Origin of the sequence: Microbacterium kribbense (assembly GCF_039537285.1) — a bacterium.
Lineage (GTDB): Bacteria > Actinomycetota > Actinomycetes > Actinomycetales > Microbacteriaceae > Microbacterium > Microbacterium kribbense.
Window position 1 is genome coordinate 176,519 of sequence record NZ_BAABAF010000007.1, and the last position, 25,451, is coordinate 201,969.

Sequence of the window (25,451 nt, forward strand, 5' to 3'; positions counted from 1 at the left end):
GAACCCGATGACCGCCCACCGGTATTCCCAGCCCTCGTCCGGATCGACCAGGACCGGCACCTGGCGCGCCCCGCAGGCCTCCGGCCCGCTGGACGCCGTGGTCACCGTGCCCGGGTCGAAATCGCTCACGGGGCGCGAGCTGATCCTGTCCGCCCTGGCCGACGGCCCGAGCCGGCTGTATGCGCCGCTGCAGTCGGATGACACCGATCGGATGATCGGGGCGCTGCGCGCCCTGGGCGTGAGCATCGAGCCGCAGCACGGCGATGGCCCTTTCGGCGACGACCTGCTGATCACCCCGATCGCCCCCTTCCACGCGGCCGACGGCGCCGTGGACTGCGGACAGGCCGGCACCGTGATGCGCTTCGTCGCCCCGCTGGCGGGCCTGGTCGGCGGCGAGGTGACCCTGACCGCGCACGCCAGCGCGCTTCATCGCCCGATGGCCGTGATGATCAAGGCGCTGCGCGACCTCGGCGTCGACATCGACGACGGCGCACGCTGGGCGCTGCCGTTCACGGTGCGCGGGCACGGCCAGATCCGCGGCGGCGAGATCACGATCGACGCCAGCGCATCGAGTCAGTTCGTGTCGGGCCTGTTGCTGACGGCCCCCCGCTTCGACGTCGGGCTGCATCTGATCCACGACGGCGACCGCCTGCCGAGCGTGCCGCACATCGACATGACGATCGAGTCGCTGGGCCGCCGCGGCGTGCTCGTGGAGCGCCCCAGCCCCACCGAGTGGGTCGTGCCGGCCGGGTCCATCCGCGGCAAGGATGTGCACATCGAGCCCGATCTGTCCAACGCCGCCCCGTTCCTGGCCGCGGCCATGGCGGCCGGCGGACGCGTATCGGTGACCGGCTGGCCGACCCACTCCACGCAGCCGGGCGCGCTGCTGACCGACATCCTGCCTCTGATGGGCGCGCGCACCCAGCGCCGCGGCGGAGCGCTGCACATCACCGGCGGCGACACCATCACCGGCGTCGACCTCGACCTGTCGGCCGCCGGCGAGCTCGCCCCCACCCTGGTGGGCCTGGCGGCGCTGGCCGATTCACCCTCGACGCTGCACGGCATCGGCCATCTGCGCGGGCACGAGACCGACCGGCTGGCCGCGCTGGCCGAGAACCTGCGGACGCTGGGCGGCGAAGCACAGGAGCTCGAGGACGGCATCCGGATCGTCCCCCGGCCGCTGCACGGCGGCGTGTGGCAGGCCTACCACGACCACCGAATGGCCACCACCGGTGCGCTGCTGGGCCTGGTCGTGGAGGGCCTGGAGGTGGACGACATCGGCACCACCGCCAAGACGATGCCGCAGTTCCCGCAGCTGTGGGCGCGGATGCTCGGCAACGAGTCGGGGGAATCCGCGGCGTAGCCGCGCACCCGCCATGAGCTGGCTGGACGACGGCGACGCCGAGGAGGATGACGAGCTCGACGAGTCCGACATCCCGATGCGCCCGAATCCGAAGGCGAACCGGCCGCGCACCAAGCGCCGCCCGGCGCACACCGACGCCGTGCTGGCGCGAGTGTTGGGCGTGGACCGCGGGCGCTACACGGTGCTGGTGGGCGAGGACACACCCGATGAGCACACCGTCGTGGCCACCCGGGCCCGTGAGCTGCGCAAGCAGTCGATCGTCACCGGCGACCGCGTGCGCGTCGTGGGCGACGTCTCCGGAGCCGAGGGCACCCTGGCGCGCATCGTCGGCGTGGCCGCGCGCACGACGCTGCTGCGCCGCAGCGCCGACGACACCGACCAGGTCGAACGGGTCGTCGTCGCCGGCGCCGACCAGATGCTGATCGTGGTCGCCGCGGTCGACCCGCCGCCGCGCCCGCGGCTGGTCGACCGCTACCTGATCGCGGCGCTGGATGCCGGCATCCGGCCGCTGCTCGTGGTGACCAAGACCGACCTGGCCGACCCGACCGAGTTCCTGAAGCACTTCGAGGGCATCGAGCTGCGGATCTTCACCAGCGCCCGCGACCGGCTGCCCGTCGACGAGATCGGGGCGGCGCTGGTCGGCCACACCACCGTGTTCGTCGGGCACTCCGGCGTCGGCAAGTCCACGCTCGTGAACGCGCTGGTGCCCGATGCCGGACGGGCCACCGGGCACGTCAACGAGGTCACCGGCCGCGGCCGGCACACCTCGAGCTCGACGGTGTCGCTGCGCTATCGCGGGGCATCCGGCACCGGCTGGGTCATCGACACCCCGGGAGTGCGTTCATTCGGGCTCGGACACGTGGACCCGGCGCACATCCTCGGCGCCTTCACGGACCTGGCCGAGATCGCCCAGGACTGCCCCCGCGGATGCACCCACCTGCCGGACGCCGTCGACTGCGCCATGAACGAGGCCAGGGCCGCCGGCGACCTCTCCCCCGCGGCCCTGGGCCGGCTGGAGTCGCTGCAGCGCCTGCTGACCACCTTCGCGGAGCACTCCGGCAGGCCGTAGGCTGGCGGTATGGCTGAGCTGACACCCGGAGACACCGCACCCGACTTCACCCTCGACGACCAGGACGGCACGCCGGTCTCGTTGCACGACCTGCGCGGGCAGAAGGTCATCCTGTACTTCTACCCGGCGGCGATGACCCCCGGATGCACCACCGAGGCGTGCGACTTCCGCGACAGCCTCTCGTCGCTGCAAGGCGCCGGCTACACGGTGCTGGGCGTGTCCCGGGACAGCCTGGACAAGCTCCGCGAGTTCCGCGCCCGCGACAGCCTGACCTTCCCGCTGCTGAGCGACCCCGACCGCGCCGTGCACGAGGCCTACGGCGCGTGGGGCCAGAAGATGAACTACGGCAAGACGATCGAGGGCGTGCTGCGCTCGACGTTCGTGATCGACGAGCAGGGTGCGATCACCGATGCGCAGTACAACGTCAAGGCCACCGGGCACGTGTCGCGGCTGCGGGCCAAGCTCGGCATCGACTAGCGGTCCTCGTCGTCGCCGTGCTCGGCCGCCCGACGCGCGATGCCGGCGCGGCGCACTTCGAGGACGAGCGGAATGAGTGCGACCACCGCCACGGCGGCCAGTGCCAGCCCGATCAGCGGGTGCGCATAGGCGCCCGTGGCGGCCCCGATCGCGACGGCGACGATGAGCAGCTGTGTCACGATGCCACCCGAGCGTCCCCACGAGACATCCCGCGCCACACCGACGGCGAAGGCGGCCACCGCCGCGGCGGCGATCAGGGTCAGCACGATCAGCGCGAGGGCGCTGGCCAGCCACTCGGCGGCACCGGCCATCAGCTCCAGCACCTGCCAGATCGCCAGGACCAGCACCCCCGCCGCCTCGAGGCCGAGGATGACGGTCGCGGTGTGTGCGGCGGTGCTTGTTCGCATTCCTGACATTCCCTCCGAACGCCCTCGAATTTGTCGACGGCCTCCAACGCGCTCGGGCAACTATCAGCAGATCGCACAGAACTCGTGGGAAAAACCCTTGATTCCGCTCGCCGGCTGTGGAACCATTGAACACGTTGTGTGCTCCCACAGCGGCGTGGGGCGAGCATCCAGCTCGCACACCCTCCAGGTTAGCGGAATCCGAATCCGCGCTGGGACCGTAACCGACACGACCTGACATCCCCTCTCAAGGAGCATCTGCACTATGGATTGGCGCGACAAAGCCGCATGCCTCACCGTCGACCCCGAACTGTTCTTCCCGGTCGGGAACACCGGTCCGGCCGTTGACCAGATCGAGAAGGCGAAGGCCGTCTGCGCACGGTGCACGGTCACCGAGATCTGCCTGCAGTACGCACTGGAGACCGGCCAGGACTCGGGCGTGTGGGGCGGACTGTCCGAAGACGAGCGCCGCGCGCTCAAGCGCCGCGCCGCGCGCGCCCGCCGCGCGTCCTGACGCCGCCGGGCGCCCTGGGGCCCCGCTCAGTCCGGGTCGAGGTCGAGGTAGCGCAGCGGGATCTCGATGGTCACCTCGGTGCCCTCGCCCTCGAGCGTGTGCCAGTCGATCGAGCCGCTGAGCTCGCCCTGGATGAGCGTGCGCACGATCTGCGTGCCCAGCCCCTGGCCGACATGGCCGGCCGGCAGCCCCACTCCGGTGTCGCGCACGCGCACCTCGAGGCGCTCGGGGGTGCGGTCGGCGACGATCTCGACGTCGCCCTCTTTGCCGGCCAGGCCGTGCTCGACCGCGTTGGTCACCAATTCGGTCAGCGCCAGCGCCAGCGGCGTCGCGTATTCGCTGGGCAGCGTGCCGAACGTGCCGCTCGTATGCGTCTTCGCGCGCGTGTTCGCGTCGGCGGCGACCTCGGCGACCAGCTTGAGCACCCGCTGGAAGACCTCGTCGAACGGCACGTTCTGCGCGAGCCCGGTCGCGAGCGTGTCGTGCACGACGGCGATCGCCGCGACCCGGCGCATGGCCTGGGTCAGCGCCTCGCGCGCCTCTTCGGAGTGGGTGCGGCGCGCTTGGATGCGCAGCAGCGACGCGACCGTCTGCAGATTGTTCTTGACCCGGTGATGGATCTCGCGGATCGTGGCGTCCTTGGTGATCAGCTCCTGCTCCTGGTGGCGCATCTCGGTCACGTCGCGACACATCACGATCGCACCGATCCGGGTGCCATGCTCGCGCAGCGGGATCGTGCGCAGCGAGACGGTGACCCCGCGCGCCTCGATGTCGGTGCGCCACGGCGCGCGGCCGGTGATCACCAGCGGCAGCGACTCGTCGAAGTGGCGCTTCTCGGGCAGGATGCCGGTGACGACCTCGGCCAGCGACTCGCCTTCGAGCTCGTCGTCGAAGCCGAGCCGATTGAACGCCGACAGCGCGTTGGGGCTGGCGAAGGTCGTGATGCCGTCCACGTCGAGCCGGATCAGGCCGTCGGATGCGCGCGGCGCACCTCGCCGCGGCCCGGTCGGTGCGGACAGATCCGGGAAGTCGGCGCTGGCGATCATGCCGAACAGGTCGTCGGCGCAGTCGTTGAAGGTGATCTGCTGGCGCGACGGGGTGCGGGTCTCGCCGAGATTGGTGTGCCGGGTGAGCACGCCGATCACCGGCGGCCTCTCGCCGGCGCGGACGTGCTCGCGCACGATCGGCACGGCGCGCACCCGCGTGGGGGTCTCTTCGAACCAGTCCGGCGACGCCGAGTCGACGATCTTCCCGGTGGTGAACGCCGAGCGCACCTGGGCGCGCCACTGCGGGCGCACCAGCTCGCCGACGATGTCCCGGTAGAACAGCGTCGCCGCTCCCCCGGGCCGGGTGTGTGCGACCGCGGTGAACGAATCGTCGACGGTCGGCACCCACATCACGACGTCGGCGAAGGCGAGGTCGGCCAGAAGCTGCCCGTCGCCGGCAAGGCGATGCAGCCACTCCACGTCGGCTTCGTCGGCACGGCCCTGAGCATAGACGAGATCGGTGAGCGTCGACACGGATTCAGCCTACGGCGCGATCGTCCCCTCCGTTGCACACGCCCGCGCCCGGGACCGTCGGCGCCGCACGGGGCGGGCCACCTCCGGCCGCGGCGCGATCGCCTCGCCCACGAAACGGCGCACGGCCTGCGCGAGCGGCGACCGGGGCGAAGCATCCGAGACCGGACGCGCCGCCAGCAGCGCAGCGTCGACGCTGCGCGGGTCCGGAGGCACGAACCAGACGTCCCGGATGCCGGCGAACCGCTCCAGGGTGCGGCGCACCTGACCCCGCGCATCCAGGCCCAGGGCACCCGGCCGCAGCCGGTTCGCGACGACTGCGACCGGTGTCGGCCCGACGGCGGCGCGCAGCTCGGCGTGCGCCCGCAGAAACCGGGCGATGCCCAGCGGATCGGCCGAGGCGACCGCCACGATCTGGTCGGCCTCGCCCAACGCGGCCAGGGTCGCGGCGTTGCGCCGCGGGCCGTCGGTCAGGTCGCTGACGATCTCTTCGTCGCGCTCGAGGCCGGATGACACGTCCACGATGGTGTGCTCCGCCCACCCGCGACAGGCGGCCAGCGCTGCGCGCACGCGGCGGTCGCTGAGCTCGGGCCAGCGCGACGGGCGGTTGATGCCGGGCAGCACGTCGATGCGGCCGTCTCCGACCGACACCGGCGTGCTGATCCGCTCCAGCTCCGCACCGTCCAGCCCGCCGCGCTCGGTCTGCCGGCACGCCGCCGCGAAGCCCGGGCCCTCATCGGCCAGCCCCAGCATCAGCGCGATCGACGGCGCGACGGTGTCGGCGTCGACCAGGCAGACCCGGTGCCGGCCGCGGGACAGCTCGGCGGCCAGCTCGACCGCCACCGTCGACCGGCCGGGCGCACCAGCCGGACCCCACACCGCGATCACGCGGGAGGTCGCGCCGCCTCCGCCGCCGGGCGCGAACGACGCCGCCGGTTCGGCGAGGGCCGCAGCCACGGCCCAGCCGTCGGCGTCGGCCGGCAGCAGCGGCCCGAGGCCGAACGTGCCGGCCAGCCGCGCGTCGGCATCGCTCGCGCACAGCGGCAGGATCCGCACACCGGCGCCGTCGCACGCGGCCACCAGCTGCGCCGTGAGGCTGCGCCGGGTGACCTCGAGCACCAGCACGTCGGCGGCGTCCAGGCCCGGCTCCGGCCCCGAAGCGGGCTGGACAGCGGCCAGCACCCCGGTCACGGTCAGCCCGGCCCGGGTCAGCTGTTCGGCCAGCGTCGAGGCGTTGCCTGCCGCGACGATGACGCGGGTCACGAGCCGCCCCCGGCCGGCACGATCGACAGCGCGGCCTGCGCGGCGATCGCCGCCAGGGTGTCGGCGACGTCGGCCCGTTCGATGACGAGTTCGAGGGCCGTGGCGCCGCCGCCGATCATCGAATCGTCCCGCGTGACCGACACCACCGTCGCGGTCGGGATCAGGATGCTGGGGACCGCGTACACGCCCCGTTCGGTCTGCGCGGCCGACCACAGCTCGACGATGCTGCCGGCGCGCACGCTGCTGGGGACCTCGACGGCGCTGTGCACGACCACGGTGGTGGTGCTCGCCTGCGCCAGCGGGCCGGTGGCGGCAGCGGGCACGAGCTCACCCGTGGCGATGGTGCGGGTCGCGGCCAGGCCCGCCAGCGTCCCGCCCGGCGCCAGGTAGGCGTCCGCGGTGCGGCCGAGGGCGACGTCCACGACCACCAGATCGGCTGCGGTCAGCGCCTGGCCGGGGACCAGGGTGTGCGCGGCGGCGTACACCGGGGATGTCTGCCGCGCCAGCGCGACGACGGCCCAGACGCCGGCGATGGATGCCACGATGAGCAGCAGTCCGAGGAAGAAGCGGGTGTCGGTCCAGAAGCCGCGGCGGCGCGCGCGGGGAGCGCGCTCGGCTGCGGCCGGAACCTGGTCGGGGCCGGTGACTCGGCCCGGGGAGATCACCCTGTCCAGTGCGCTCATGATCTCTATCGTCGCGCAGTCCGGCCGGCCGCTTCGAAAGTTATCCACAGGCCGCGCGGGGACGGTTTCGGGCCGGGCTTGCCCGCGATAATGAGGGCATGCCCGAAATCCCCCTACCCGCGGGCCGGCTGGTGGCCCCCGCCCAGGTCGCCGAGGCCCTGGGCGTGTCCGTCGACGAGGTGATCGCCCTCGTGCTCGAGGGCGCGCTGCGCGGCGTGCGGGTCGGCAGCCCACCGCAGTGGCGGGTCGCCGAAGACAGCGTGAGCGCCTATCTGGACGACCAGACCGAGCAGGTGCGTCGGATGGCGCTGTGGCGCCAGTCCAACGCGGCCAGCTTCCCCGAGCTGTGGAGCACCGGGATCGTGGAGAACCCGGACTGACCGGCATCTACCGCGCCCGGTCCGGCTCCTCCAGCCGCACCCACGCCAGGGCCCGATAGGGCACCATCCGCACGCCGCGCAGCTGGTCGGAGCGCCGGGGCACACCTATTTCGTGCAGCGCGAGATCCAGGTGGTCGGCGAGCGCGCGGTCGATCGTGCCGGACAGCTCGCCGTCGTGCAGATGCACGGTGACCGGCACCCGCCGTCGGGCGAGGTCGCGCAGCACGAAGCCGAGCGTCATCCGTTCGCTCAGACTGCGCCGGGCCGGCGCCGCCGGCGCGCGTGCGCTGCGCAGCAGTTCGGCTTCGGGCAGTGCGACGGCGGTGACGGCATCCATCGCCACGATGCCGGCACCGCCGGGCAGGCCGTCCGGTGCCAGCCCCGCCCAATCGACGCCGACGGCGCTCAGTCGCCCGGTCAGCACCGTCCGGTCGGTCAGATGAAGACCGATCTGTGCGGCGTCGTCGCCGGCCAGGGCCTGCAGCCGTTCCCGCAGCGTCGTGCGGGACAGCCGCAGCCGTTCGGCCTCCGAGTCCAGCGCGGCGCGCTCGGCCTCCCATTCGGAGTCGAGCTGATCTTCGAGGTCCTCGAAGAAGCGATCCCAGCGCACTCCGCGAGCGTATGCGATGCGGCCGGACGGCCGGAGAAGTTATCCACAGGTGAGAGGGTTCTCACCTTGCTGTGAGTTCGCCCTGTGTTCTACTGGGGCGGGTAACCGACATCCCTCTCGTGTCCCTTCGCGGCAGGCGAGAGATCGAGGAAGGCAGACACATGGCGAGAGCGCTCGCAGGAGCGGCCGCACCGCGGCCGGCACCGAGACCGGCACCAGCCGAGGACGATCTCTGCGAGCCGGAACGCACTCCCGCCACGGCGCTGCCCGATCCCGAGCCGCTGCTGCGCAATCTGACCCAGGGCGTGCTCGAGGTGCTCGCGGGAGTGCGCGACGTCAATCAGCTGGCCCGCTGGATGAGCGAAGACGCCTTCCAGTCGGTGCTCACCCGTGCGAGCCTGTCCACCCGCGCGCGCAGCGCACGGGGCGTTGCCGCCACCCGCCCGGTGCACACGATCTGCTCCGTGCACTGCACGATTCCGCTGGATAACGTCGTGGAGGCCGTCGTCATCGTCGGCGGCCCCGCGCGCACGCGTGCCGTCGCGGTGCGGCTGGAGGGCCTGGACCGCCGCTGGCGCGCGACGTCGTTCGCGCTGCTGTGACTACTGCCGGTACGACGACAGGAAGTTGCCGATGCGTTCGACCGCGTCGGCGAGCACCCGTGCTTCGGGCAGCGTCACGATGCGGAAGTGGTCGGGGGTGGGCAGATTGAACCCGGTGCCCTGCACCACCAGCACGTGCTCGGCCACGAGCAGATCGTAGATGAACTTCGCGTCGTCGTGGATCTCGTACACGTCCGGATCCATCCGCGGGAACGCATAGAGGGCGCCGCGCGGCTTGGCGCAGGTGACACCCGGGATCGCCAGCAGCCCCTGCCATGCGACATCCCGCTGCTCGTGCAGCCGCCCGGTCGGACCGATCAGCGCGTCGATGGACTGCACGCCTGACAGCGCCGCCTGCACGGCGTGCTGCGCGGGCACGTTCGGACACAGCCGGGTCGAGGCCAGCAGCGTGATCCCCTCGAGGAAGCCCTGGGCGTGCGCCTTGGGCCCGGTGATCACCAGCCACCCGCTGCGATAGCCGGCGACCCGGTAGGTCTTGGACAGCCCGTTGAATGTGAAGCAGAGCAGATCGGGCGCCAGCGCGGCGAGGTTGATGTGCTCGGCGTCGTCGTAGAGGATCCGGTCGTAGATCTCGTCGGCCAGCAGCAGCAGTGAGTGCTCGCGGGCGATGTCGACGATGCCCTGCAGCTTCTCGCGGGTGTAGACCGCCCCCGTCGGATTGTTCGGGTTGATCACCACGATCGCCTTGGTGCGCTCGGTGATCTTGCTGCGGATGTCTTCCAGGTCGGGCTGCCAGTCGTCCTCGGGGTCGCACCGGTAGTGCACCGGCGTGCCGCCGCCCAGGCTTGTCATCGCCGTCCACAGCGGATAGTCCGGTGACGGGATGAGCACCTCGTCGCCGGTGTCCAGCAGCGCCTGCATCGTCATCGTGATCAGCTCGGACACGCCGTTGCCGAGGTAGACGTCGTCCGGGTCGACCTGCGGGAAGCCGGGGATCTCCTCATAGCGCGCGACGACGGCGCGACGCGCCGAGAGGATGCCGCGGCTGTCGCTGTAGCCGTGCGCGTACGGCACCGCCGCGATCATGTCGCGCACGATCTGGTACGGCGCATCGAACCCAAAGATCGCCGGATTGCCGGTGTTCAGCTTCAGGATCTGGTGGCCGTCGGCCTCCAGGCGACCTGCCTCGACCAGTGCCGCCCCGCGGATCTCGTAGAGAACATCCTTGAGCTTGGTCGACTGGTCGAGGTGCCGCAGTGGGGTCATCCGTTCAGGATAACGCCCTCACTTGCCGCGCTGCGCCGCCCGGCGCTCGGCACGGTTCTGCGGGGACGGTGCGCCGCCTTGCTGCTGCGGCGCCGTGGTGGGCTGTCCGAACGCACCGCGCGCGGTCGGCTGGGCCGCCTCCTGCGGCGCGCCGTCGGCGGCCGCTGCCGCGGCGGCGGCCGCTGCCTGCTGGCGCATCCGGTTGGTGGCCGCCTGCTGCACCTGACCGCGCTCGTTGCGCACCTCGACCTCGCCGGCATCGTTGGATGCCGAGTACTGCAGGCGCTGCGCGTCCTGGGCCGGGGCGGTCAGGCCCTTCGCCGCGACATCCAGCTCGCCTTCGGCCTCGTGCCGCACCTCGACCTCGAGGTTGTAGAGGTAGCCGACCGACTCCTCCTTGATCGAGCCCATCATGGTCTGGAACATGTCGAAGCCCTCGCGCTGGTACTCCACCAGCGGGTCGCGCTGGGCCATCGCGCGCAGCCCGATGCCGTCCTTGAGGTAGTCCATCTCGTAGAGGTGGTCGCGCCAGCGGCGGTCCAGCACCTGCAGCACGACGCGGCGCTCGAGCTCGCGCGTGGCGGCCTCGCCGAGGGTCTGCTCCCGCTGCTGATAGCGGATGCGGGCGTCCGAGACGATCTCGCGCTTGAGTCCGTCCGGCGTGATCCGGCCCCTGCTCCCGGCCTCGGCGACGACCTCGTCGATCGTCACTCCCACCGGGTAGAGGGTCTTCAGTTCGGCCCACAGTGCGTCGAAGTCCCAGCTCTCGGTGTGGCCGACCGAGGTGTGGTCGTCGATGACGGCACCGATGGCATCCTCGATGAAGTGCTGCACCCGATCGGCGATGTTGTCGCCCTCGAGCATCTGCCGGCGGTCGGTGTAGATGGCCTCGCGCTGGCGGTTGAGCACGTCGTCGTATTTCAGGACGTTCTTGCGGATCTCGGCGTTGCGCGCCTCGACCTGGCCCTGCGCGCTCTTGATCGCGCGCGAGACCATCCGGGACTCGATCGCGACCTCGTCGGGGAAGTTCGTGCGGGCGAGGATCGCCTCGGCCGCTCCGGACTGGAACAGGCGCATCAGGTCGTCGGTCAGCGACAGGTAGAACCGGCTCTCGCCGGGGTCGCCCTGACGGCCCGACCGGCCGCGCAGCTGGTTGTCGATGCGGCGCGACTCGTGCCGCTCGGTGCCCAGGACGTACAGACCGCCGGTCTTGACGACCTCTTCGGCCTCGGCATCCACCTTTTCCTTCATGGCGGCATACACGTCGTCCCAGGCGGCCTCGTACTCGTCCGGCGTCTCGACCGGGTCCAGCCCCTGCGCCTTGATCTCCTGCACGGCGAGGAACTCGGCGTTGCCGCCGAGCATGATGTCGGTGCCGCGGCCGGCCATGTTGGTGGCCACCGTGACGGCGCCCAGGCGCCCGGCGCGCGCGACGATCTCGGCCTCGCGCGCATTGTTCTTCGCGTTCAGGACCTCGTGCTTGATGCCCTTCTTGGCCAGCATCCGCGACAGGTACTCGCTCTTCTCGACACTGACCGTGCCCACCAGCACCGGCTGGCCGGCCGCATGGCGCTCGGCGATGTCTTCGACGACCTGCACGAACTTGGCCTGCTCGTTCTTGTAGACCAGGTCGGACTGGTCCTTGCGGATCATCGGCTTGTTAGTCGGGATCGGCACGACGCCGAGCTTGTAGGTCGACATGAACTCCGCGGCTTCGGTCTCGGCGGTGCCGGTCATGCCGGCCAGCTTCTCGTAGAGGCGGAAATAGTTCTGCAGCGTCACGGTGGCCAGGGTCTGGTTCTCGGCCTTGACCGGCACGCCCTCCTTGGCCTCGATGGCCTGGTGGATGCCCTCGTTGTAGCGTCGTCCGATCAGGATGCGGCCGGTGTGCTCGTCGACGATCATGACTTCGTCGTTCATCACGACGTAGTCCTTGTCGCGCTTGAACAGCGCATTGGCCTTGATCGAGTTGTTCAGGAACGAGATCAGCGGCGTGTTCACCGATTCGTACAGGTTCTCGATGCCGAGGTAGTCCTCGACCTTCGTGATGCCCGGCTCGAGCACCCCGACGGTGCGCTTCTTCTCGTCGAACTCGAAGTCCACGCCCGGCTCGAGGGTGCGGGCGACCTTGGCGAACTCGACGAACCAGCGGTTGGCCTCGCCCGAGGACGGACCCGAGATGATCAGCGGCGTGCGGGCCTCGTCGATGAGGATCGAGTCGACCTCGTCGACGATCGCGTAGTAGTGGCCGCGCTGGACGAGGTCGGACTGCTGCCAGGCCATGTTGTCGCGCAGGTAGTCGAAGCCGAACTCGTTGTTGGTGCCGTAGGTGATGTCGGCCAGGTACTGCTCGCGGCGCACGTCGGGGGTCTGCCCCGAGATGATCGTGCCCGTGGTCATCCCCAGCGCCCGGAAGACGCGGCCCATCAGCTCGGACTGGTAGCTGGCGAGGTAGTCGTTGACCGTGATCACGTGCACGCCCTTGCCGGCGATCGCGTTCAGATACGACGGCAGGGTGGCGACCAGGGTCTTGCCCTCACCGGTCTTCATCTCGGCGATGTTGCCCAGGTGCAGGGCGGCCCCGCCCATGATCTGCACGTCGTAGGGGCGCTGGCCGAGCGTGCGCTTGGCGGCCTCGCGCACGGCGGCGAAGGCCTCGGGCATCAGCTTGTCCAGCGACTCGCCGTTCTCGTAGCGGGCACGCAGCTCGCCGGTCTCGCCGCGCAGCTCGTCATCGGTCAGGGCCGCGTACTCGTCTTCGAGCGCACCGACGGCTTTCACGACCTGCTGGAGGCGCCGCAGCAGGCGGCCCTCACCGGCGCGAAGTATTTTCTCGAGCGGGTTAGCCACAGAGGATCTCCATCTATCGGGTCTCGGGTGCGCGTGCGGGCGCGCACCGACACACCTACCCATGTTATCCGCCCGTGACCTTGAAAGTGACTGGCAGTGCCGCGGTGCCCACGACACGCGGGGGGATGCCGCCACCCGAGTTGCCCGGTATGTATATACTCGGCAACTACATACCTGGAAAGCATGTGAGGAGAACGCGATGTCGGTGCGATTGAGTCTGCTGGCGATCCTGGAGCAGGGGCCCTGCTACGGCTACCAGCTGCGCCATGAATTCGACCGGCGCACGGGATCGACCTGGCCGCTGAACGTCGGACAGATCTACAACACGCTGGAGCGACTCGAGCGCGACGGCCTGGTGACCCGGGGCGAGACCGACGAGCAGGGGCACGTCTTCTTCGAGATCACCGATGCCGGTTCGGCCGAGGTGCGCGCGTGGCTGGACTCCCCCGTGCAGCGCGGGCAGGGCACCCGCGATGAGCTCGCGATCAAGCTGGCCCTGGCCGCGACGCTGCCGGGGGTGGACGTGACCGCCGTCATCCAGTCCCAGCGGCGCGCGTCACTGGCGCAGCTGCAGGAGCTCAACCGTGCGAAGTACGCCGGAGCCGACCCGGACGGGCCGGAAGAGCTCGCCTGGTCGCTCGTGGTCGACTCGATGATCTTCGCCGCGGAGGCCGAGGCGCGCTGGCTCGACCACACCGAGCAGCGCCTGGCGCTGCATCCACGTCATGCCCTGGCCCTGGAGCTGTCGACCGAGCGACCCAAGCGCGGGCGGCCGGCCGCGCCGACCGCCGAGCACGCGCCGCGAGTCGACACGACGGGGACCCCCCGATGAGCGGCGAGCAGGTGCTGCGCATGGTCGGCGTCAGCCAGCAGTACGGCGTCGGCGAGACGGCCGTGTCGGCGCTGTCCGGCGTCGACCTCGACGTCGCCCGCGGCGAACTGGTCGCGATCATGGGCGCGTCTGGCTCGGGCAAGTCGACGCTGCTGTCGATCGCCGGCGGGCTGGCGCATCCGACCGCCGGCGAGGTGATCGTCGAGGGAAAGCACCTGTCGACCGCGTCGCCGCGCGAACTGGCGCTGCTGCGGCGCCGGTCCCTGGGCTTCGTGTTCCAGGACTTCAATCTCATCCCGACCCTCACTGCGCTGGAGAACGTGATTCTCCCGCTCGAGCTCGACGGCTTCCGGGCCCGGGTCGCGCGCCGTGCGGGTCGGGATGCGCTGGCCTCGGTCGACCTCGCCGACAAGCTGAACTCCTACCCCGACGATCTGTCCGGCGGGCAGCAGCAGCGCGTCGCGATCGCGCGCGCCGTCGTCGGCGGCCGGCGGCTGATCCTCGCCGACGAGCCGACCGGGGCGCTGGACTCGGTCACCGGGGAACTCGTGCTGCGGATGCTGCGCACCCGGGTGGACGCCGGGGCCGGCGCGATCCTCGTGACGCACGAGGCGCGCCATGCCGCGTGGGCCGACCGGATAGTGTTCCTGCGCGACGGCCGCATCGTCGACGAGTCGCGCCGCGACGGCGTGGAGGACCTCGTGGGGACGCGCGCATGAGCGGGCGCCCCGCGGCATCCCGCCGCCGGAGCGCCACGTCCTCGCCCGAGCCGAGGGCATCTGCCGAAGCGAGGATGCCTCGGCTCGATTCGGCCCTCGCCCGGGCAGATCTCCTCGCCCGAGCCGAGGGGGCGGCACCGTGAGCCGGCCCGAGGAAGGACAGCGGCGCCCCCGCCCCAGCGCCTGGTCGCGCTGGCGCGTGGACCTGCGGCTGGCGCGGCGCCAGATCGCACGCACGAAGGGGTCGAGCCTGCTGGTGATGCTGTTGGTGGCGCTGCCTGTCATCGCCCTCGCCGCCGCCGCCGTGTTCACGGCGAGCCACATCCCTTCGGCGGCGCAGCGGGCGACGCTGGAACTCGGACGCGCCCAGGCGTGGATCGAGATCATCGGCGGTCCCGATCCGAGCCGCACCCAGGCGATCGACCAGCCGAACTACTCCCGTACCGACGTCGATGAGAACGGCGGCGCTCCCATCAATCCGGAGCTGCCCCGACCAGAGAACGCGGATGCCGTGATCCCGGCCGGCACCCGGGTGATCACGCTGCACCGGTACGGCTCGGCGTACGTCACCACCGCGACCGGCACCGCCCACATGCCCGCCAGCGTCGGACCGGTCTGGGACCCGGCCCTTGCGGGACGGTACACGATCGTCGACGGGCGGGTTCCGGCATCCGGCCATGAGGCGATGGTCACCCCCGGCGCGCTGCAGCGCATCGGAGCACGCATCGGCGGCGCGCTCACCCTGCCCGATCAGGGCCTGTCGTTCACCATCACCGGCACGATGCGGGCGATGGACCAGGATCCCGCCGAGGACCAGGTCTTCCTGCCGGCATCGGCCGCAGGCGCCGTGCAGACCGGCGGCACGACCTGGTACACCGTCGACTGGCAGCCCGACTACCAGACGCTGCAGGAGATGAACCACGCCGGCTTCGTCGCCTTCGCCCGCGACCTCGTGCTCGACCCGCCCGCGGGCGCGTACACCGAGGTGCAGGGCGACCGCGCCATGTTCTGGCAGCTGGTGCTGTACGGTGCGATCGCCGCCGCGTTCTGCGGATACCTCGTCGTGCTGCTGGCCGGAGCCGCATTCGCGGTCGCCGCCCGCCGGCAGCAGCGCGCCCTGGCCGTCGCCGCGAGCGTGGGCGCCGCCCGCAGTGACATCTTCCGGATCGTCGTGCTGCAGGGCACCGTGCTCGGCGCCCTCGGCGGGCTTTTCGGGGGTGCGATCGGCATCGCCGCGAGCGCGGTGTGGATGCTCGTCACCGACAACGGCGTCGTCGGCTCGTTCTGGGGCAACTGGGGCATCCAGGTGCCGTGGACACTGATCGCCGGCATCATCGCGTTCGCCGTGATCGTGGGGACGATCGCCGCGATCGCCCCGGCACGCGGGGCCACCCGCGGCGATGTGCTGGCCGCACTGCGCGGCTCGCGCCGGCCGGCGCGGCTGAACCCGCGCCGGCCGCTGTGGGGACTGGGCATGATGCTGCTGGGGCTGTGCGCCACCGTCGGCGGCGCCCTGGGCACCGCCGCCCTCAACGCCGCCCCGGTCGTGAACTACGACACGCCCTGGCGTGCCGTGCTGATCATCGCGATCGTCGCGGGCCCTGTGGTCTTCCAGATCGGGTTCATCGTCGGCGGGCACTGGCTGCTCGCCCGCATCGCGGCAGCGCTCTCGCACGTCGGGCTCGCCGCCCGGATCGCGGCGCGGGACGCCGCCGCGACTCCCTCGCGGGTGGTCCCGGCGTTCGCGTCGATCGCCGCGTGCGTGTTCCTCGCCTCGTTCGCACTGTCGGCCACCGCGATGACCAACGCGGGCAGCAGCCGCAACTACGCCTGGGGTGGACATCTCGGCCTGGTCCAGGTCTTCATGTGGGGCGATGACATCGCCACCCACCCGGACGAGTACGTGGATGCCGCCCGCAGCCTGGTCGCATCGACGAACCCGCAGCGCACCGGCGTGCTCAGCGGGCCGGTCCAGTATCAGTACGACCCGAGCACACGCCAGCCGGCGGACCCCGCCGCACCGGCGTGGTCGGTGGCCGACGCGAGCATGTCGGCCGGCGACTGCGACCGGTGCGATCCACGTGCGGCGCTGACCCAGGGCCCGTCGCTGGCGGTCGCCGAGCCGCAGACGCTGGCGGCCTACCTCGGCCGGCCGCTGCCCGCCGCTGCGCGCGCCGTCCTGCAGGACGGCGGAGCGCTGGCCCTCGCGGACCACCTTCTGGGACCGGATGGCGACTCGGTGACGCTCACCCGCTGGAGCGCCGCGACCTACGAGGAGTACAACAACGCCCTCGCCCGCTACTGGCAGGGGTCGACCGATGCCGCGGACCTGCCCACGCCCGAGGCGACGCAGAAGATCCCCGCGACCACGCTGGCCGGTGTCAGATTCCAGGGCGGAATACAGCTGGTCATCACTCCCGAAACCGCCGCGCACCTCGGCATCCGCACCCAACCGCAGACCCTCATGGTCGCCTATGCTGAGCCGCCGACACCCGAGGTGACCGATGCGCTGACGGCCGCCGCGGCGGGCGCGCACGTCGGCCGGGGCGGGTTCGACGTCTACGTGGAGAAGGGCCCGGCCCCCATCGACCCGGTGCTGTGGGCTATCTCGGGCGGCGCCATGGCGCTCGTGCTCGGTGCCGGCGCGGTCTGCCTGGGCCTGGCCCGCTTCGAGCGCAGGCCCGACGATGCCACGCTCTCGGCGGTCGGCGCCGGCATCCGGGTGCGCCGGCGCATCAACGCGTGGCAGGCACTGATCATCGTGGGCATCGGCACGATCGTCGGCACGGCCGCCGGGCTCATCCCGATGTGGGGCATCGGCCAGACCTCGTCCGACTACCTGCAGTTCGCCGACGCGCCGTGGCTGTGGCTCGGCCTGCTCGCCTTCGGGCTGCCGGTGGTCACCGCCCTGGTCTCGTGGTGCGTGCGGCCGCGCATGCCCGACCTGACCCGTCGCGTCGCGATCGCGTAGCGGATCCGCCGAGCGGCAGTTCAGTCGGCGCGATTCACCACTTGGCGCGCGGAGCGCCGTAAATCGCGTCGACTGAGACCCGCCGCCGAATTTCAGTCGGCGCGTTTTACGAGCGCAGAAGCTAAAACTCGTAATATGCGTCGACTGAAAATTGCCGGTCTACGCGCAGCCGACGCGATGCGCCCATGCGCCCATGCGCCCATGTGCCCCTGTGCCCACCATTGCACAATGCGCCGACGGAGATCAGGCACGGCGAACCCGGCGACTCCGCAAAGATGCCGGCCGGATGCCGCGGCCTGTGGATAACGTGCGCGGGCGAACGAGCATCCGTGCGACAGTGTCGGCATGCCGGCCGACGAACTTCCCACCGCGCTCGGCGCCGCGTTCAGCGTGCGCGCCGCATGCAGTGCCGGCGTGAGCCGGTCGCGGCTGCGCCGGCGCAGCATGGAGCGCACCTTCCACGGCGCCCGTGCCGTGCCGGGAGCGCCCCTCGTCGCCGACGCAGCGATCGATGCGCGGCGCGCCTATCCACGCATCGCCGAGGCGATGCGGATCCACGAGCGAGCCGTGCAGTATGCCCCGGTGATGAAGGAGGGTGCGTTCTATTACGGCATCACGGCGGCGGTGCTGTGGGATGCTCCGATCCCGACGCGCATGTTCCGTTCCGTCGGCGGTCAGCCGCCCGAGATCGATCCCGACGTGCTCGAGGTCGCGGTGCACTGGCCCAAGCGGGCACCGCGGGCGGCGGCAATCAACGGTCGTGCCGTGCGGCCCGAGCTGACGAACACCATCCGACATCCCGTATCGCAATTACTCGTGGCCACTCCGGCGTCGACCTGGGCGACGCTCGCGCCGGTGCTGCGGCACCCCTACGACCTGATCGCTGCGGCGGACTATTTCGTGCACAGGGCAAGGCCGCCGCACAGCCGGCCGGAGCAGCCGGTGGCCGTACCACTCGCGTCGACGAAGCAGCTGACGACGGCGGTGAATGCGGGCCGGCGCGAAGGGATCGCCCTGCTGCGCGCGGTGCTGCCGCGGGTGCGTTCCGGGTCGGCGTCGCGCACCGAGACGTGGGCGCGGCTCACCCTCGTCGACGGCGGGCTGCCCGAGCCCCTGCTCGACCACGATGCATTCGACGCGGTAGGCCGCTTTCTCGCGCGGGTCGACATGGCGTACCCGCAATGGAAGGACTCGGTCGGCGCGATGTGCCGTTCTGCGCGCCGAAGTCCGTAAAACGCGCCGACTGAACGACGGCCCGACGCACCTCCTGAACGACCGCACAACGCGCCGACCCAACGAGGGTGAGAGCCGACCGCACGACGAGGGATGCCGCGACCCGGCCAGGGATGCCGCGACCCGGCCGCCGCGGCCGGCTACTGCGTCACGTCGAAGATGCCGTGCGCGCCGCGGTCGGCGTCGATCATGAAGTGCGAGATGAACGGGTAGTGGCCGGCCTCGGGGAAGGTCAGCTCGACGAACCCGCCCTGCGCGGGCATCAGCCCGAGCGCCTGCGACCCGGTGTCGGTCGCATCCTTGATGAGGTACCGGCCCTCGCTCCACACCGTGTCGAACTGGCCGCCGACGATGTGGAAGCTGGTCGAGCGCTCCGGACCGGCATCCAGCACCCACACCCGCACCCGCTCACCCACCTTCGCCGTCAGCGGGTCGTGGTCGTACTGGTTCGCGTATCCGTTGAAGACCACCAGGTCGGGCGTGCCCGCCTGCAGCTTGGCGGTGTCCACCAGTCCGCCGTCGTGCGCACCCAGGTAGTACTCCCCCTGCACCAGCACGTAGGACTTCGACACCGCCGGCAGCCCGGCCTTCGGCTCGATCACGACGGCGCCGTACATGCCGCTGGCGATATGCGCGGTCATCGGCATGGTCGCGCAGTGATACATCCAGATGCCGGACCGGTTCGCGGTGAACGTGTAGACGAGGCTCTCTCCCGGCGCGATCGTGCGCATCGGCATGTCCGGCGCCAGCGAGCCGGCGTGGAAGTCGAGGGAGTGCCCCATGTCGCCGTGGTTGATCAACGTCACCACGAACGTGTCGCCGACCCGGCCGTGCAGCGTGGGTCCCGGCGCGGTGCCGTTGTACAGCCACAGCGTCTGGGTCACGCCCGGCGCGACCTCGACCTTCTTGTCCGTGACGGTCAGGGTGATCCGACGGGTGACCGGGCCGTCGCTGGGAGGCAGCGGCGCCAGCACGGCGTCGTAGGGCGTGAAGCCCGGCCCGGGCGTGCCGCTCAGGTCGATGCCGGTGCCGTGGTCCATCCCGGGCATGCCGCCCACGTCCCTGCCAGGCGATGCCGAGGGCGTCGGCGCGGCCGCCCCGGGTCCGGCGCCGCTGGCCACGACGGTCATCACCATGCCGAGCTGGCGGTGCCCCACGATCGAGCACCAGCCGTTCAGGTCGGCGGTGATCACGCCGACGTCGATGGTCTCGGACTGCCCGGGCGACAGGCGCGAGCCGGCGACGCCGTTGGCGAAGACCAGGTCGTGCACCATCGAGGGGTCGGTGTTGGTCAGCTCGATCTTCAGCCGGGTGCCGACCGGCACCGTGATCGTGCTCGGCGTGAACCGGTAGTCGGCGGCATCCACCTTCACGACCTGCACCGGCGCGTTCGTGGCGCCGGTGGCGGGCACGCCCCAGCCCATTCCGATCGGGTCGATCGCGGCGCAGACGGCGACGGTCAGCACGACGGCCAGCAGCCCGGCCATCGCGCCCCCGGCGCGGTGCCGGCCGTCGCCTTCGGGGGTGATCGGCCCGTGCCCGTGCTCGGTCAGCTTCGCGCCGGCGCGCTTGGCCACCCGCTGCACGCGCATCGCGGCCAGCATCAGCGGGATGAACGCCGCCATCGCGATGAGATACAGCACGGATGCCGCCACCCGCACGAGGCTGGACACCGGCAGCGCGCACACCAGCAGAGCGGCGTTGGCGGTGGCGATGCGCAGCGATCCGCCCTTGTCGAACATGGCCGTGCCGGTGCGCACCGGGGTGGGGCCGCCGCCGAGGACGACCGGGATCAGATAGCTGAGCGCGCCGACCAGCACCTGGGCGGCGAACCCGGCGGCCAGCAACGCAGCGACCTGGTCGAAGGTGCGGGAGACGGCGGCGAAGCCCCCGCCGCTCCAGAAGTCGACGATCGTGGCGATCACCAGGGCCAGCAGGCAGCCGATCCACCACAGCACGGCCATGCCCACCGACATCGCCGCGAAGCTGCGCGGCGGCGTCTGCCGGGCGGCGCGCCACAGCGACAGGCCGATGATGCCCAGTCCGGTCAGGTACGCCAGCAGTCCGAGCGCCAGGATCGGCAGGATGCCGGCGGCGGCGCCGGCGGCGGCCACCAGCACCCCGCCGGCCAGCACCGGCAGGGCGCGCGCGGCGCCGATCGTGGCGCGCGCGTCGGCGCGGGTGCGCAGGATGGTCGGCCAGAGCGTCACCAGGGTGCCGGCGACGGTGATGCCGATCCAGCCGAGCACGTTCAGCAGCGCGTGCGAGAGCACCAGGGTGGCCGCGCTGGCATCGTGCGCGAGCCACGCGCCCAGTGCGAGGCCGAGCGGCAGGATCGCCGCCGAGACGATGTAGTAGCGCAGCGTGCGGCCGAACCGGCCCGGCAGGCTGCCGCGCGAGCGTGCGTAGAGGCTCGTGCCGTGCCAGATGACCGCGACGATCAGCAGCGCCGCGCCCACCAGAGTCAGCGGGTACAGTGCGGCGAGCACGCCGGCGATCACGAGCACGGCTCCTCCGTTGGCCAGGCTCAGCCGCACGCTCTGCCGCCGCCGATCGGTGACGGTGGGCGCGCTGCGCAGCAGCGCATAGGAGAAGTACTGAGTCCACACCAGGATCGCGTGCGTGAGCGCACCCAGCAGCAGCAGGTGGATCATCAGCCAGGTCGGCGCGGGCAGCGCGCGGTGCGCGAGGACGGCGACGACGACCAGGATCAGCCACAGCAGCGTCGGGATGTCGCGCAGCGCCCAGAAGCCGCGGTTCGGCGCCTTGGCGGCCGGAGGTCGGGTGGTCGGGGCGCTCATGCGTCTCCTTCAGCGGGTTCCGGCGCCGCTGGGGCAGCGGTGTCGGAGGACGGGCGCGGCGTCCTCGGCGCGGTGGTCGGCACGGGCCGGGATGCCGCAGCCGGCGCGGCCCCGGCACCGGGCGTCGTCCGCGCCGGCCTGATGCGCACGGGCGGCGCCTTCTTCAGCGGCCCCATGACGGCGCTCGTGATGGCGGTGAGCACGAACAGCAGCAGTGCGATCACGCCGAGCACGCCGCCGATCTGCCAGCCGGCCTGTGAGCCCAGTCCGTCGCCGAACCAGAGCCGCACGACCAGGCTCAGCTGCAGGATGCCGGCGGGCACCCACAGCCCGGCCCGGTACGGCAGCGCGATGTGCAGCACGGCCGGCAGGATCGTGGTGGCGTGCGCCATGATCATCGAGATCGTGTAGCCCAGGAACACGGCGTGGATGACGGCGTCATAGGCGGGTTGCGCGGTCGGGTCGCCGAACAGCAGTGCGACGCCCGCGACGGCCAGCCACAGGTAGCCGGCCAGGATGCACGCGGCCATGTAGCGCGCGGCCCCGGAGGCGCGCACGGTGCGCCGGGCGATGTCGTGCACCACCAGCCAGCCCACCAGGGCCAGCAGCGTCACACCGAGCGCTATCGCGCCGGCGTCGGGATAGACCAGGCCCAGCACCAGGGCCAGCACGATCGACCAGGCGTGAATCAGCAGCCGGCCGCCGGCGTGCGGGCCCATCGTGATACGGGCCAGCTCCACGCGCTCGGCCGCGATGGTCAGCACCACGAAGCCGATCAGCCAGGGCAGCACCCGGTCCATCGTGTCCTGGTTGAGCCAGATCACCGCGCCGGCCAGTCCCAGGCCGGCACCGAGCAGCTGAGTCAGCAGCGGGTGGTCGTACTGCCGGCGCCACAGCGGTATGTAGATCAGCATGAACCCTGCCGTGCCGGCGACGAGGATGGCCTTGGCCACGATCAGCGGCACCGGATCGGCCAGCAGTGCGATGCCGCCGGCGCCCAGCAGTCCCGGCGCGATGAACCCGTACCAGCGGTTCAGCGCCGTGGACCGCTCCAGGCAGATCAGGGTGCCGACGAAGCCGAGCACCATCAGCATGCCATGCACTTCGGGCAGCCGGGTGGTGGTCACCGGCGCCGGCAGGCCCAGCAGCAGCATCGCGGCGTCCAGCCCGGCCAGCAGCGACAGGCCGGCGGGCAGCATCCACAGCAGGCGCAGCGAGGGCCCGCGCCGAGCGGCGGCCGTCACGGGGCCACAGCCAGGTGCAGGGTGCACACGCCGGGTGCGCTGAAGGGTTCCAGCACACTGTCGGCGCGTTGGCCTTGGGCCTGCAGCACGCCGTCGATGATGCCCTGATGCACGGCGCAGATGATCGTGGGATGCCGGCTGGCGGCCTCCATCAGCGGGCAGCGGCGCAGCAGCACGTCGTCGCCGGTGTCTTCGGGGGCGAAACCCTGCTCGCGCATGGCGTCGATGACCGCCTCGCGCGGACCGGCGGCCGTGCGGGTGCGGCGGGCGGCCAGCTCCCGGCCCCAGCTGCGGCCGGCCTCGCGGGCCTGGCGGGCTGGATCGGCGCCGGTGCGGGCGAGGGTCTCGGCCAGCACGCCGGCCAGCGCCGCATAGGGGCTCTCCGGGTCCTGCGCGACCGCGCGCCACAGCCAGGCGGGCCGGCCGCGGCCGGAGGACTCCTCGCGCTCGCGGACGATGTACCCGTCGGCCAGCAGCTGCTCGAGGTGGCCGCGCACCGTGTTCTCGTGCAGGCCGGTGGCGTGCGTGAGCGCGGCCGCCGAGATCGGCGCGGCCTGCGCCTCGATCATCTGCAGCACCATCTCGCGCGTGGACGAGTGCCGGCGACCGCTGGCCGCGATGCGGCGGCGTCGACTCGGGCCGTCGTTATTTTCCACGGGATCCAGTGTAATAAACTCGGGCGCAGTGCGCGATCACCAGCCGGTGCGATCGCCGACAGACGGGAGAGATCATGGCCGACATCGACATCCATGCGTCGCGCGATGAGGCGGCTGCCGCCCACGCCGCCGAGTGCACCTGCGGAGAGGTGAACGAGGACCTGCCCGAGATCAACGTGCAGACCATTCCGCACGCGATCCGCCATGCCGCCATCTTCGGCGCGATCGATGCCCTGGCGCCGGGCGGCGGGCTGATCATCTCGGCCGGCCACGCGCCGCTGCCCCTGCTGGCGCAGATGGACATGCGGTACGGCAAGAAGGTCACCACGAGCTACCTCGAGCAGGGGCCCGAGGCCTGGCGCATCCTGATCCGCGCGGTCGCATAGTCGGGGCGCAGACGGGCGGGCGGTCGAACCCCCCTCGACCGCCCGCCCCACGGGCGCTCACGCGCCCGCGACGATCACGACACCATCTGCACCGTGGGCGGCGCCGGCGTGGTCAGCGAGATGACGCCGTAGTCCCAGCCCTTGCGCCGATACACGACGCTGGGATGGTCGGTGCGCGCATCGATGAACAGGAAGAAGTCGTGCCCGACCAGCTCCATCCGGTCCACGGCGTCTTCGACCGTCATCCACTCGGCGCCGAAGCGCTTGGTGCGGATGACCACGGGAGTGTAGTCCTCCTCGTCTTCCGCGCCGGTGATGAGCGGAATCTCCCCGGTCGCCACGGCGTGCAGCATGTCGGCCGATGCCGGCTGCAGGTCGACGCCCTGCAGCACACCGGTGCCCTTGTCCAGCTTCGCGCCGCGCGGATGCCGGCGTGCGTCGACCCGCTTCTCTTTGGCGCGGCGCACCTGCTCGGTGAGCTTGTCGACCGCCATGTCCAGCGCGGTGAACTTGTCCTGATCGACTGACTCGGCGCGCACCAGCGGCAACCCCTTGCCGGTGAGCGTGAGCTCGACGGTGGAGTCCTCCATCCGGCCGTTGTGATACGCGCGATGCGTGACCTTGACATCCATGGTCTGGGCGCGCGGGGCGATGCTCTCGATCCGGGCTGCCTTCTCTTCGGCAACACTGCGGAATCGATCCGAGACGCTCACACCCACGCCGACGATGCTGGTTTCCATCCCTGACCTCCTTGTTCCGGTCCCCCCGGTCAAGGGCGGACCTTCGGTCGACCTTGTGCCCCCCACCGTAGTCGGCCCACCCCGCACTGTCACGCACTTGTTGCGATGTGTCCGGTACGGAGGCGCCCAGTCCCGGAATCCGCCGCGACAGGCCGATGCCGGCGCGCCGTGGCCGCGACGGTGGCGGCGCCGGTGACGACGGCGCCGGCAGCACGCAGGGCCCGCGCGGCCTCGCCCAGCGTCGCGCCGGTGGTCACCACGTCGTCCACCAGCAGCACGGATCGACCGGCCAGCTGCGCCGGTGCGCCACGGGCGGCCCGCATGCTCCCGGCGACGTTGCCGGCGCGTGCGAGCGCCGACAGGCCGCGCTGGTCGGCGGTGGCGCGCACGCTGGTCAGCGCGCGGATCGTGTGCACTCCGGCGCGCCGGGCGAGCAGCTCGGTGACCCGATAGCCGCGCCGGCGCATCGCCGCGCGGGAGGTCGGCACCGGCACGACCAGCAGCGGCTCGGGCCCGGGCGATCCGGCGGCCGCCACTGCAGCGGCCAGCGCCGGCGCGAGAGCGCGGGCCAGGCCGGTGCGGCCGTCGGCCTTCAGCGCCCGCAGCACGCGCGCCGGCACGCCGTCGAAGTCCAGGCCGCTGCACACCTGGATGCCGGCGACGATGCGGCGGCGCACGTCCGGCTGCAGCATCCGCTCGCACGGCACGCACAGCGTCGCATCCAGCGCGCCGCAGCCTGCGCACGCCACCGGGAACACGAGCGCGAGCGCCTCGGCGCCGGCCGCGCGCGCCAGGCGTGCGAGGTATGCCCCGGGCCCCTCATCCGCATCGCCGGGGCTGACCATGCATCCATGCTCCCTCGACCCGGCTCCACCGCATGGGCGCCGGCGGGGTCTGTGCACAGCCCGGC

Annotated in this window: 23 protein-coding genes; 11 read left to right on the forward strand and 12 right to left on the reverse strand. The window is 71.7% G+C overall.

Going from position 1 to position 25,451, the window contains the following annotated elements:
* Positions 1 to 7 precede the first annotated feature (7 nt).
* The 3 genes from aroA to bcp are packed head-to-tail and all read left to right on the forward strand — an operon-like array spanning position 8 to position 2,909.
* Positions 8 to 1,363: a 3-phosphoshikimate 1-carboxyvinyltransferase gene (gene aroA / locus ABD705_RS10290; protein ID WP_344783212.1), complete on the forward strand. Its 1,356-nt coding sequence runs from the start codon at positions 8 to 10 to the stop codon at positions 1,361 to 1,363.
* Between the two features lie 13 nt (positions 1,364 to 1,376).
* Positions 1,377 to 2,432, forward strand: a complete 1,056-nt coding sequence (gene rsgA / locus ABD705_RS10295) for a ribosome small subunit-dependent GTPase A (protein ID WP_344783214.1) — start codon at positions 1,377 to 1,379, stop codon at positions 2,430 to 2,432.
* A 9-nt stretch (positions 2,433 to 2,441) separates the two neighbouring features.
* Entirely contained in the window at positions 2,442 to 2,909 is a 468-nt protein-coding gene (bcp, locus tag ABD705_RS10300; protein WP_344783216.1) for a thioredoxin-dependent thiol peroxidase, read from the forward strand.
* Here bcp and ABD705_RS10305 read toward each other — a convergent pair.
* Positions 2,906 to 3,316 (reverse strand): histidine kinase, encoded by a 411-nt coding sequence (locus tag ABD705_RS10305; protein WP_344783218.1) that lies wholly within the window; start codon positions 3,314 to 3,316, stop codon positions 2,906 to 2,908. The genes bcp and ABD705_RS10305 overlap by 4 nt on opposite strands.
* 262 nt (positions 3,317 to 3,578) lie before the next feature.
* Between ABD705_RS10305 and ABD705_RS10310 the strand changes: the two genes are divergently transcribed.
* Positions 3,579 to 3,827, forward strand: coding sequence for a WhiB family transcriptional regulator (locus tag ABD705_RS10310; protein ID WP_039397845.1), 249 nt, complete (start codon positions 3,579 to 3,581; stop codon positions 3,825 to 3,827).
* A 26-nt stretch (positions 3,828 to 3,853) separates the two neighbouring features.
* On the opposite strand, the gene ABD705_RS10315 is transcribed toward ABD705_RS10310, so the two are convergent.
* The 3 genes from ABD705_RS10315 to ABD705_RS10325 are packed head-to-tail and all read right to left on the reverse strand — an operon-like array spanning position 3,854 to position 7,290.
* Positions 3,854 to 5,347: a sensor histidine kinase gene (locus ABD705_RS10315; protein WP_344783220.1), complete on the reverse strand. Its 1,494-nt coding sequence runs from the start codon at positions 5,345 to 5,347 to the stop codon at positions 3,854 to 3,856.
* A gap of 9 nt (positions 5,348 to 5,356) precedes the next feature.
* Entirely contained in the window at positions 5,357 to 6,607 is a 1,251-nt protein-coding gene (locus tag ABD705_RS10320) for a CpaE/TadZ family protein (RefSeq protein WP_344783222.1), read from the reverse strand.
* Positions 6,604 to 7,290 carry an SAF domain-containing protein gene (locus tag ABD705_RS10325; RefSeq protein WP_344783224.1) on the reverse strand — a complete coding sequence of 229 codons (687 nt, stop codon included), beginning with the start codon at positions 7,288 to 7,290 and terminating at the stop codon, positions 6,604 to 6,606. The genes ABD705_RS10320 and ABD705_RS10325 overlap by 4 nt, the downstream gene beginning before the upstream one ends.
* A 98-nt stretch (positions 7,291 to 7,388) precedes the next feature.
* Here ABD705_RS10325 and ABD705_RS10330 point away from each other — a divergent pair, with 98 nt between their 5' ends.
* Complete coding sequence (locus ABD705_RS10330; RefSeq protein ID WP_344783226.1) at positions 7,389 to 7,670, forward strand: helix-turn-helix domain-containing protein; 282 nt, start codon at positions 7,389 to 7,391, stop codon at positions 7,668 to 7,670.
* A gap of 7 nt (positions 7,671 to 7,677) precedes the next feature.
* Here ABD705_RS10330 and ABD705_RS10335 read toward each other — a convergent pair whose 3' ends face one another.
* Entirely contained in the window at positions 7,678 to 8,280 is a 603-nt protein-coding gene (locus ABD705_RS10335) for a hypothetical protein (protein WP_344783228.1), read from the reverse strand.
* Positions 8,281 to 8,441: 161 nt separating this feature from the next.
* Between ABD705_RS10335 and ABD705_RS10340 the strand changes: the two genes are divergently transcribed.
* A complete protein-coding gene (locus tag ABD705_RS10340) occupies positions 8,442 to 8,882 on the forward strand; it encodes an Rv3235 family protein (RefSeq protein ID WP_344783230.1) in 441 nt (146 codons plus the stop codon).
* On the opposite strand, the gene ABD705_RS10345 is transcribed toward ABD705_RS10340, so the two are convergent.
* Both ABD705_RS10345 and secA read right to left on the reverse strand, forming a co-directional pair.
* Positions 8,883 to 10,109, reverse strand: coding sequence for a pyridoxal phosphate-dependent aminotransferase (locus ABD705_RS10345; RefSeq protein ID WP_344783232.1), 1,227 nt, complete (start codon positions 10,107 to 10,109; stop codon positions 8,883 to 8,885).
* A gap of 18 nt (positions 10,110 to 10,127) precedes the next feature.
* Positions 10,128 to 12,959 carry a preprotein translocase subunit SecA gene (secA, locus tag ABD705_RS10350; protein WP_344783234.1) on the reverse strand — a complete coding sequence of 944 codons (2,832 nt, stop codon included), beginning with the start codon at positions 12,957 to 12,959 and terminating at the stop codon, positions 10,128 to 10,130.
* Positions 12,960 to 13,158: 199 nt separating this feature from the next.
* On the opposite strand from secA, the gene ABD705_RS10355 reads away from it, so the two are divergent.
* The 4 genes from ABD705_RS10355 to ABD705_RS10370 all read left to right on the forward strand — a co-directional run bounded on the left by ABD705_RS10355 (position 13,159) and on the right by ABD705_RS10370 (position 18,714).
* Positions 13,159 to 13,791 (forward strand): PadR family transcriptional regulator, encoded by a 633-nt coding sequence (locus tag ABD705_RS10355; protein WP_344783236.1) that lies wholly within the window; start codon positions 13,159 to 13,161, stop codon positions 13,789 to 13,791.
* The gene (locus ABD705_RS10360) at positions 13,788 to 14,510 is read left to right on the forward strand and encodes an ABC transporter ATP-binding protein (RefSeq protein ID WP_344783238.1); all 723 of its coding nucleotides are present in this window, start codon (positions 13,788 to 13,790) and stop codon (positions 14,508 to 14,510) included. Before ABD705_RS10355 ends, ABD705_RS10360 begins: the two co-directional genes overlap by 4 nt.
* A gap of 139 nt (positions 14,511 to 14,649) precedes the next feature.
* Positions 14,650 to 17,481 carry an FtsX-like permease family protein gene (locus ABD705_RS10365; RefSeq protein ID WP_344783240.1) on the forward strand — a complete coding sequence of 944 codons (2,832 nt, stop codon included), beginning with the start codon at positions 14,650 to 14,652 and terminating at the stop codon, positions 17,479 to 17,481.
* Positions 17,482 to 17,826: 345 nt separating this feature from the next.
* Positions 17,827 to 18,714, forward strand: coding sequence for a hypothetical protein (locus ABD705_RS10370; RefSeq protein WP_344783242.1), 888 nt, complete (start codon positions 17,827 to 17,829; stop codon positions 18,712 to 18,714).
* A 140-nt stretch (positions 18,715 to 18,854) separates the two neighbouring features.
* Here ABD705_RS10370 and ABD705_RS10375 read toward each other — a convergent pair whose 3' ends face one another.
* Genes ABD705_RS10375 through ABD705_RS10385 form a run of 3 tightly spaced genes read right to left on the reverse strand, consistent with a single transcriptional unit; the run spans position 18,855 to position 23,415 of the window.
* Positions 18,855 to 21,515, reverse strand: a complete 2,661-nt coding sequence (locus tag ABD705_RS10375) for a multicopper oxidase domain-containing protein (protein WP_344783244.1) — start codon at positions 21,513 to 21,515, stop codon at positions 18,855 to 18,857.
* Entirely contained in the window at positions 21,512 to 22,759 is a 1,248-nt protein-coding gene (locus tag ABD705_RS10380; protein ID WP_344783246.1) for a hypothetical protein, read from the reverse strand. Before ABD705_RS10380 ends, ABD705_RS10375 begins: the two co-directional genes overlap by 4 nt.
* Positions 22,756 to 23,415, reverse strand: coding sequence for a helix-turn-helix transcriptional regulator (locus ABD705_RS10385; RefSeq protein ID WP_344783248.1), 660 nt, complete (start codon positions 23,413 to 23,415; stop codon positions 22,756 to 22,758). Before ABD705_RS10385 ends, ABD705_RS10380 begins: the two co-directional genes overlap by 4 nt.
* Before the next feature lie 74 nt (positions 23,416 to 23,489).
* On the opposite strand from ABD705_RS10385, the gene ABD705_RS10390 reads away from it, so the two are divergent.
* A complete protein-coding gene (locus tag ABD705_RS10390; protein ID WP_344783250.1) occupies positions 23,490 to 23,801 on the forward strand; it encodes a DUF2249 domain-containing protein in 312 nt (103 codons plus the stop codon).
* A gap of 74 nt (positions 23,802 to 23,875) precedes the next feature.
* Here ABD705_RS10390 and hpf read toward each other — a convergent pair whose 3' ends face one another.
* Together hpf and ABD705_RS10400 are read right to left on the reverse strand one after the other, a co-directional pair.
* Positions 23,876 to 24,541 (reverse strand): ribosome hibernation-promoting factor, HPF/YfiA family, encoded by a 666-nt coding sequence (gene hpf / locus ABD705_RS10395; RefSeq protein ID WP_344783252.1) that lies wholly within the window; start codon positions 24,539 to 24,541, stop codon positions 23,876 to 23,878.
* Positions 24,542 to 24,630: 89 nt separating this feature from the next.
* Entirely contained in the window at positions 24,631 to 25,386 is a 756-nt protein-coding gene (locus ABD705_RS10400) for a ComF family protein (RefSeq protein WP_344783254.1), read from the reverse strand.
* Positions 25,387 to 25,451: the final 65 nt, after the last annotated feature.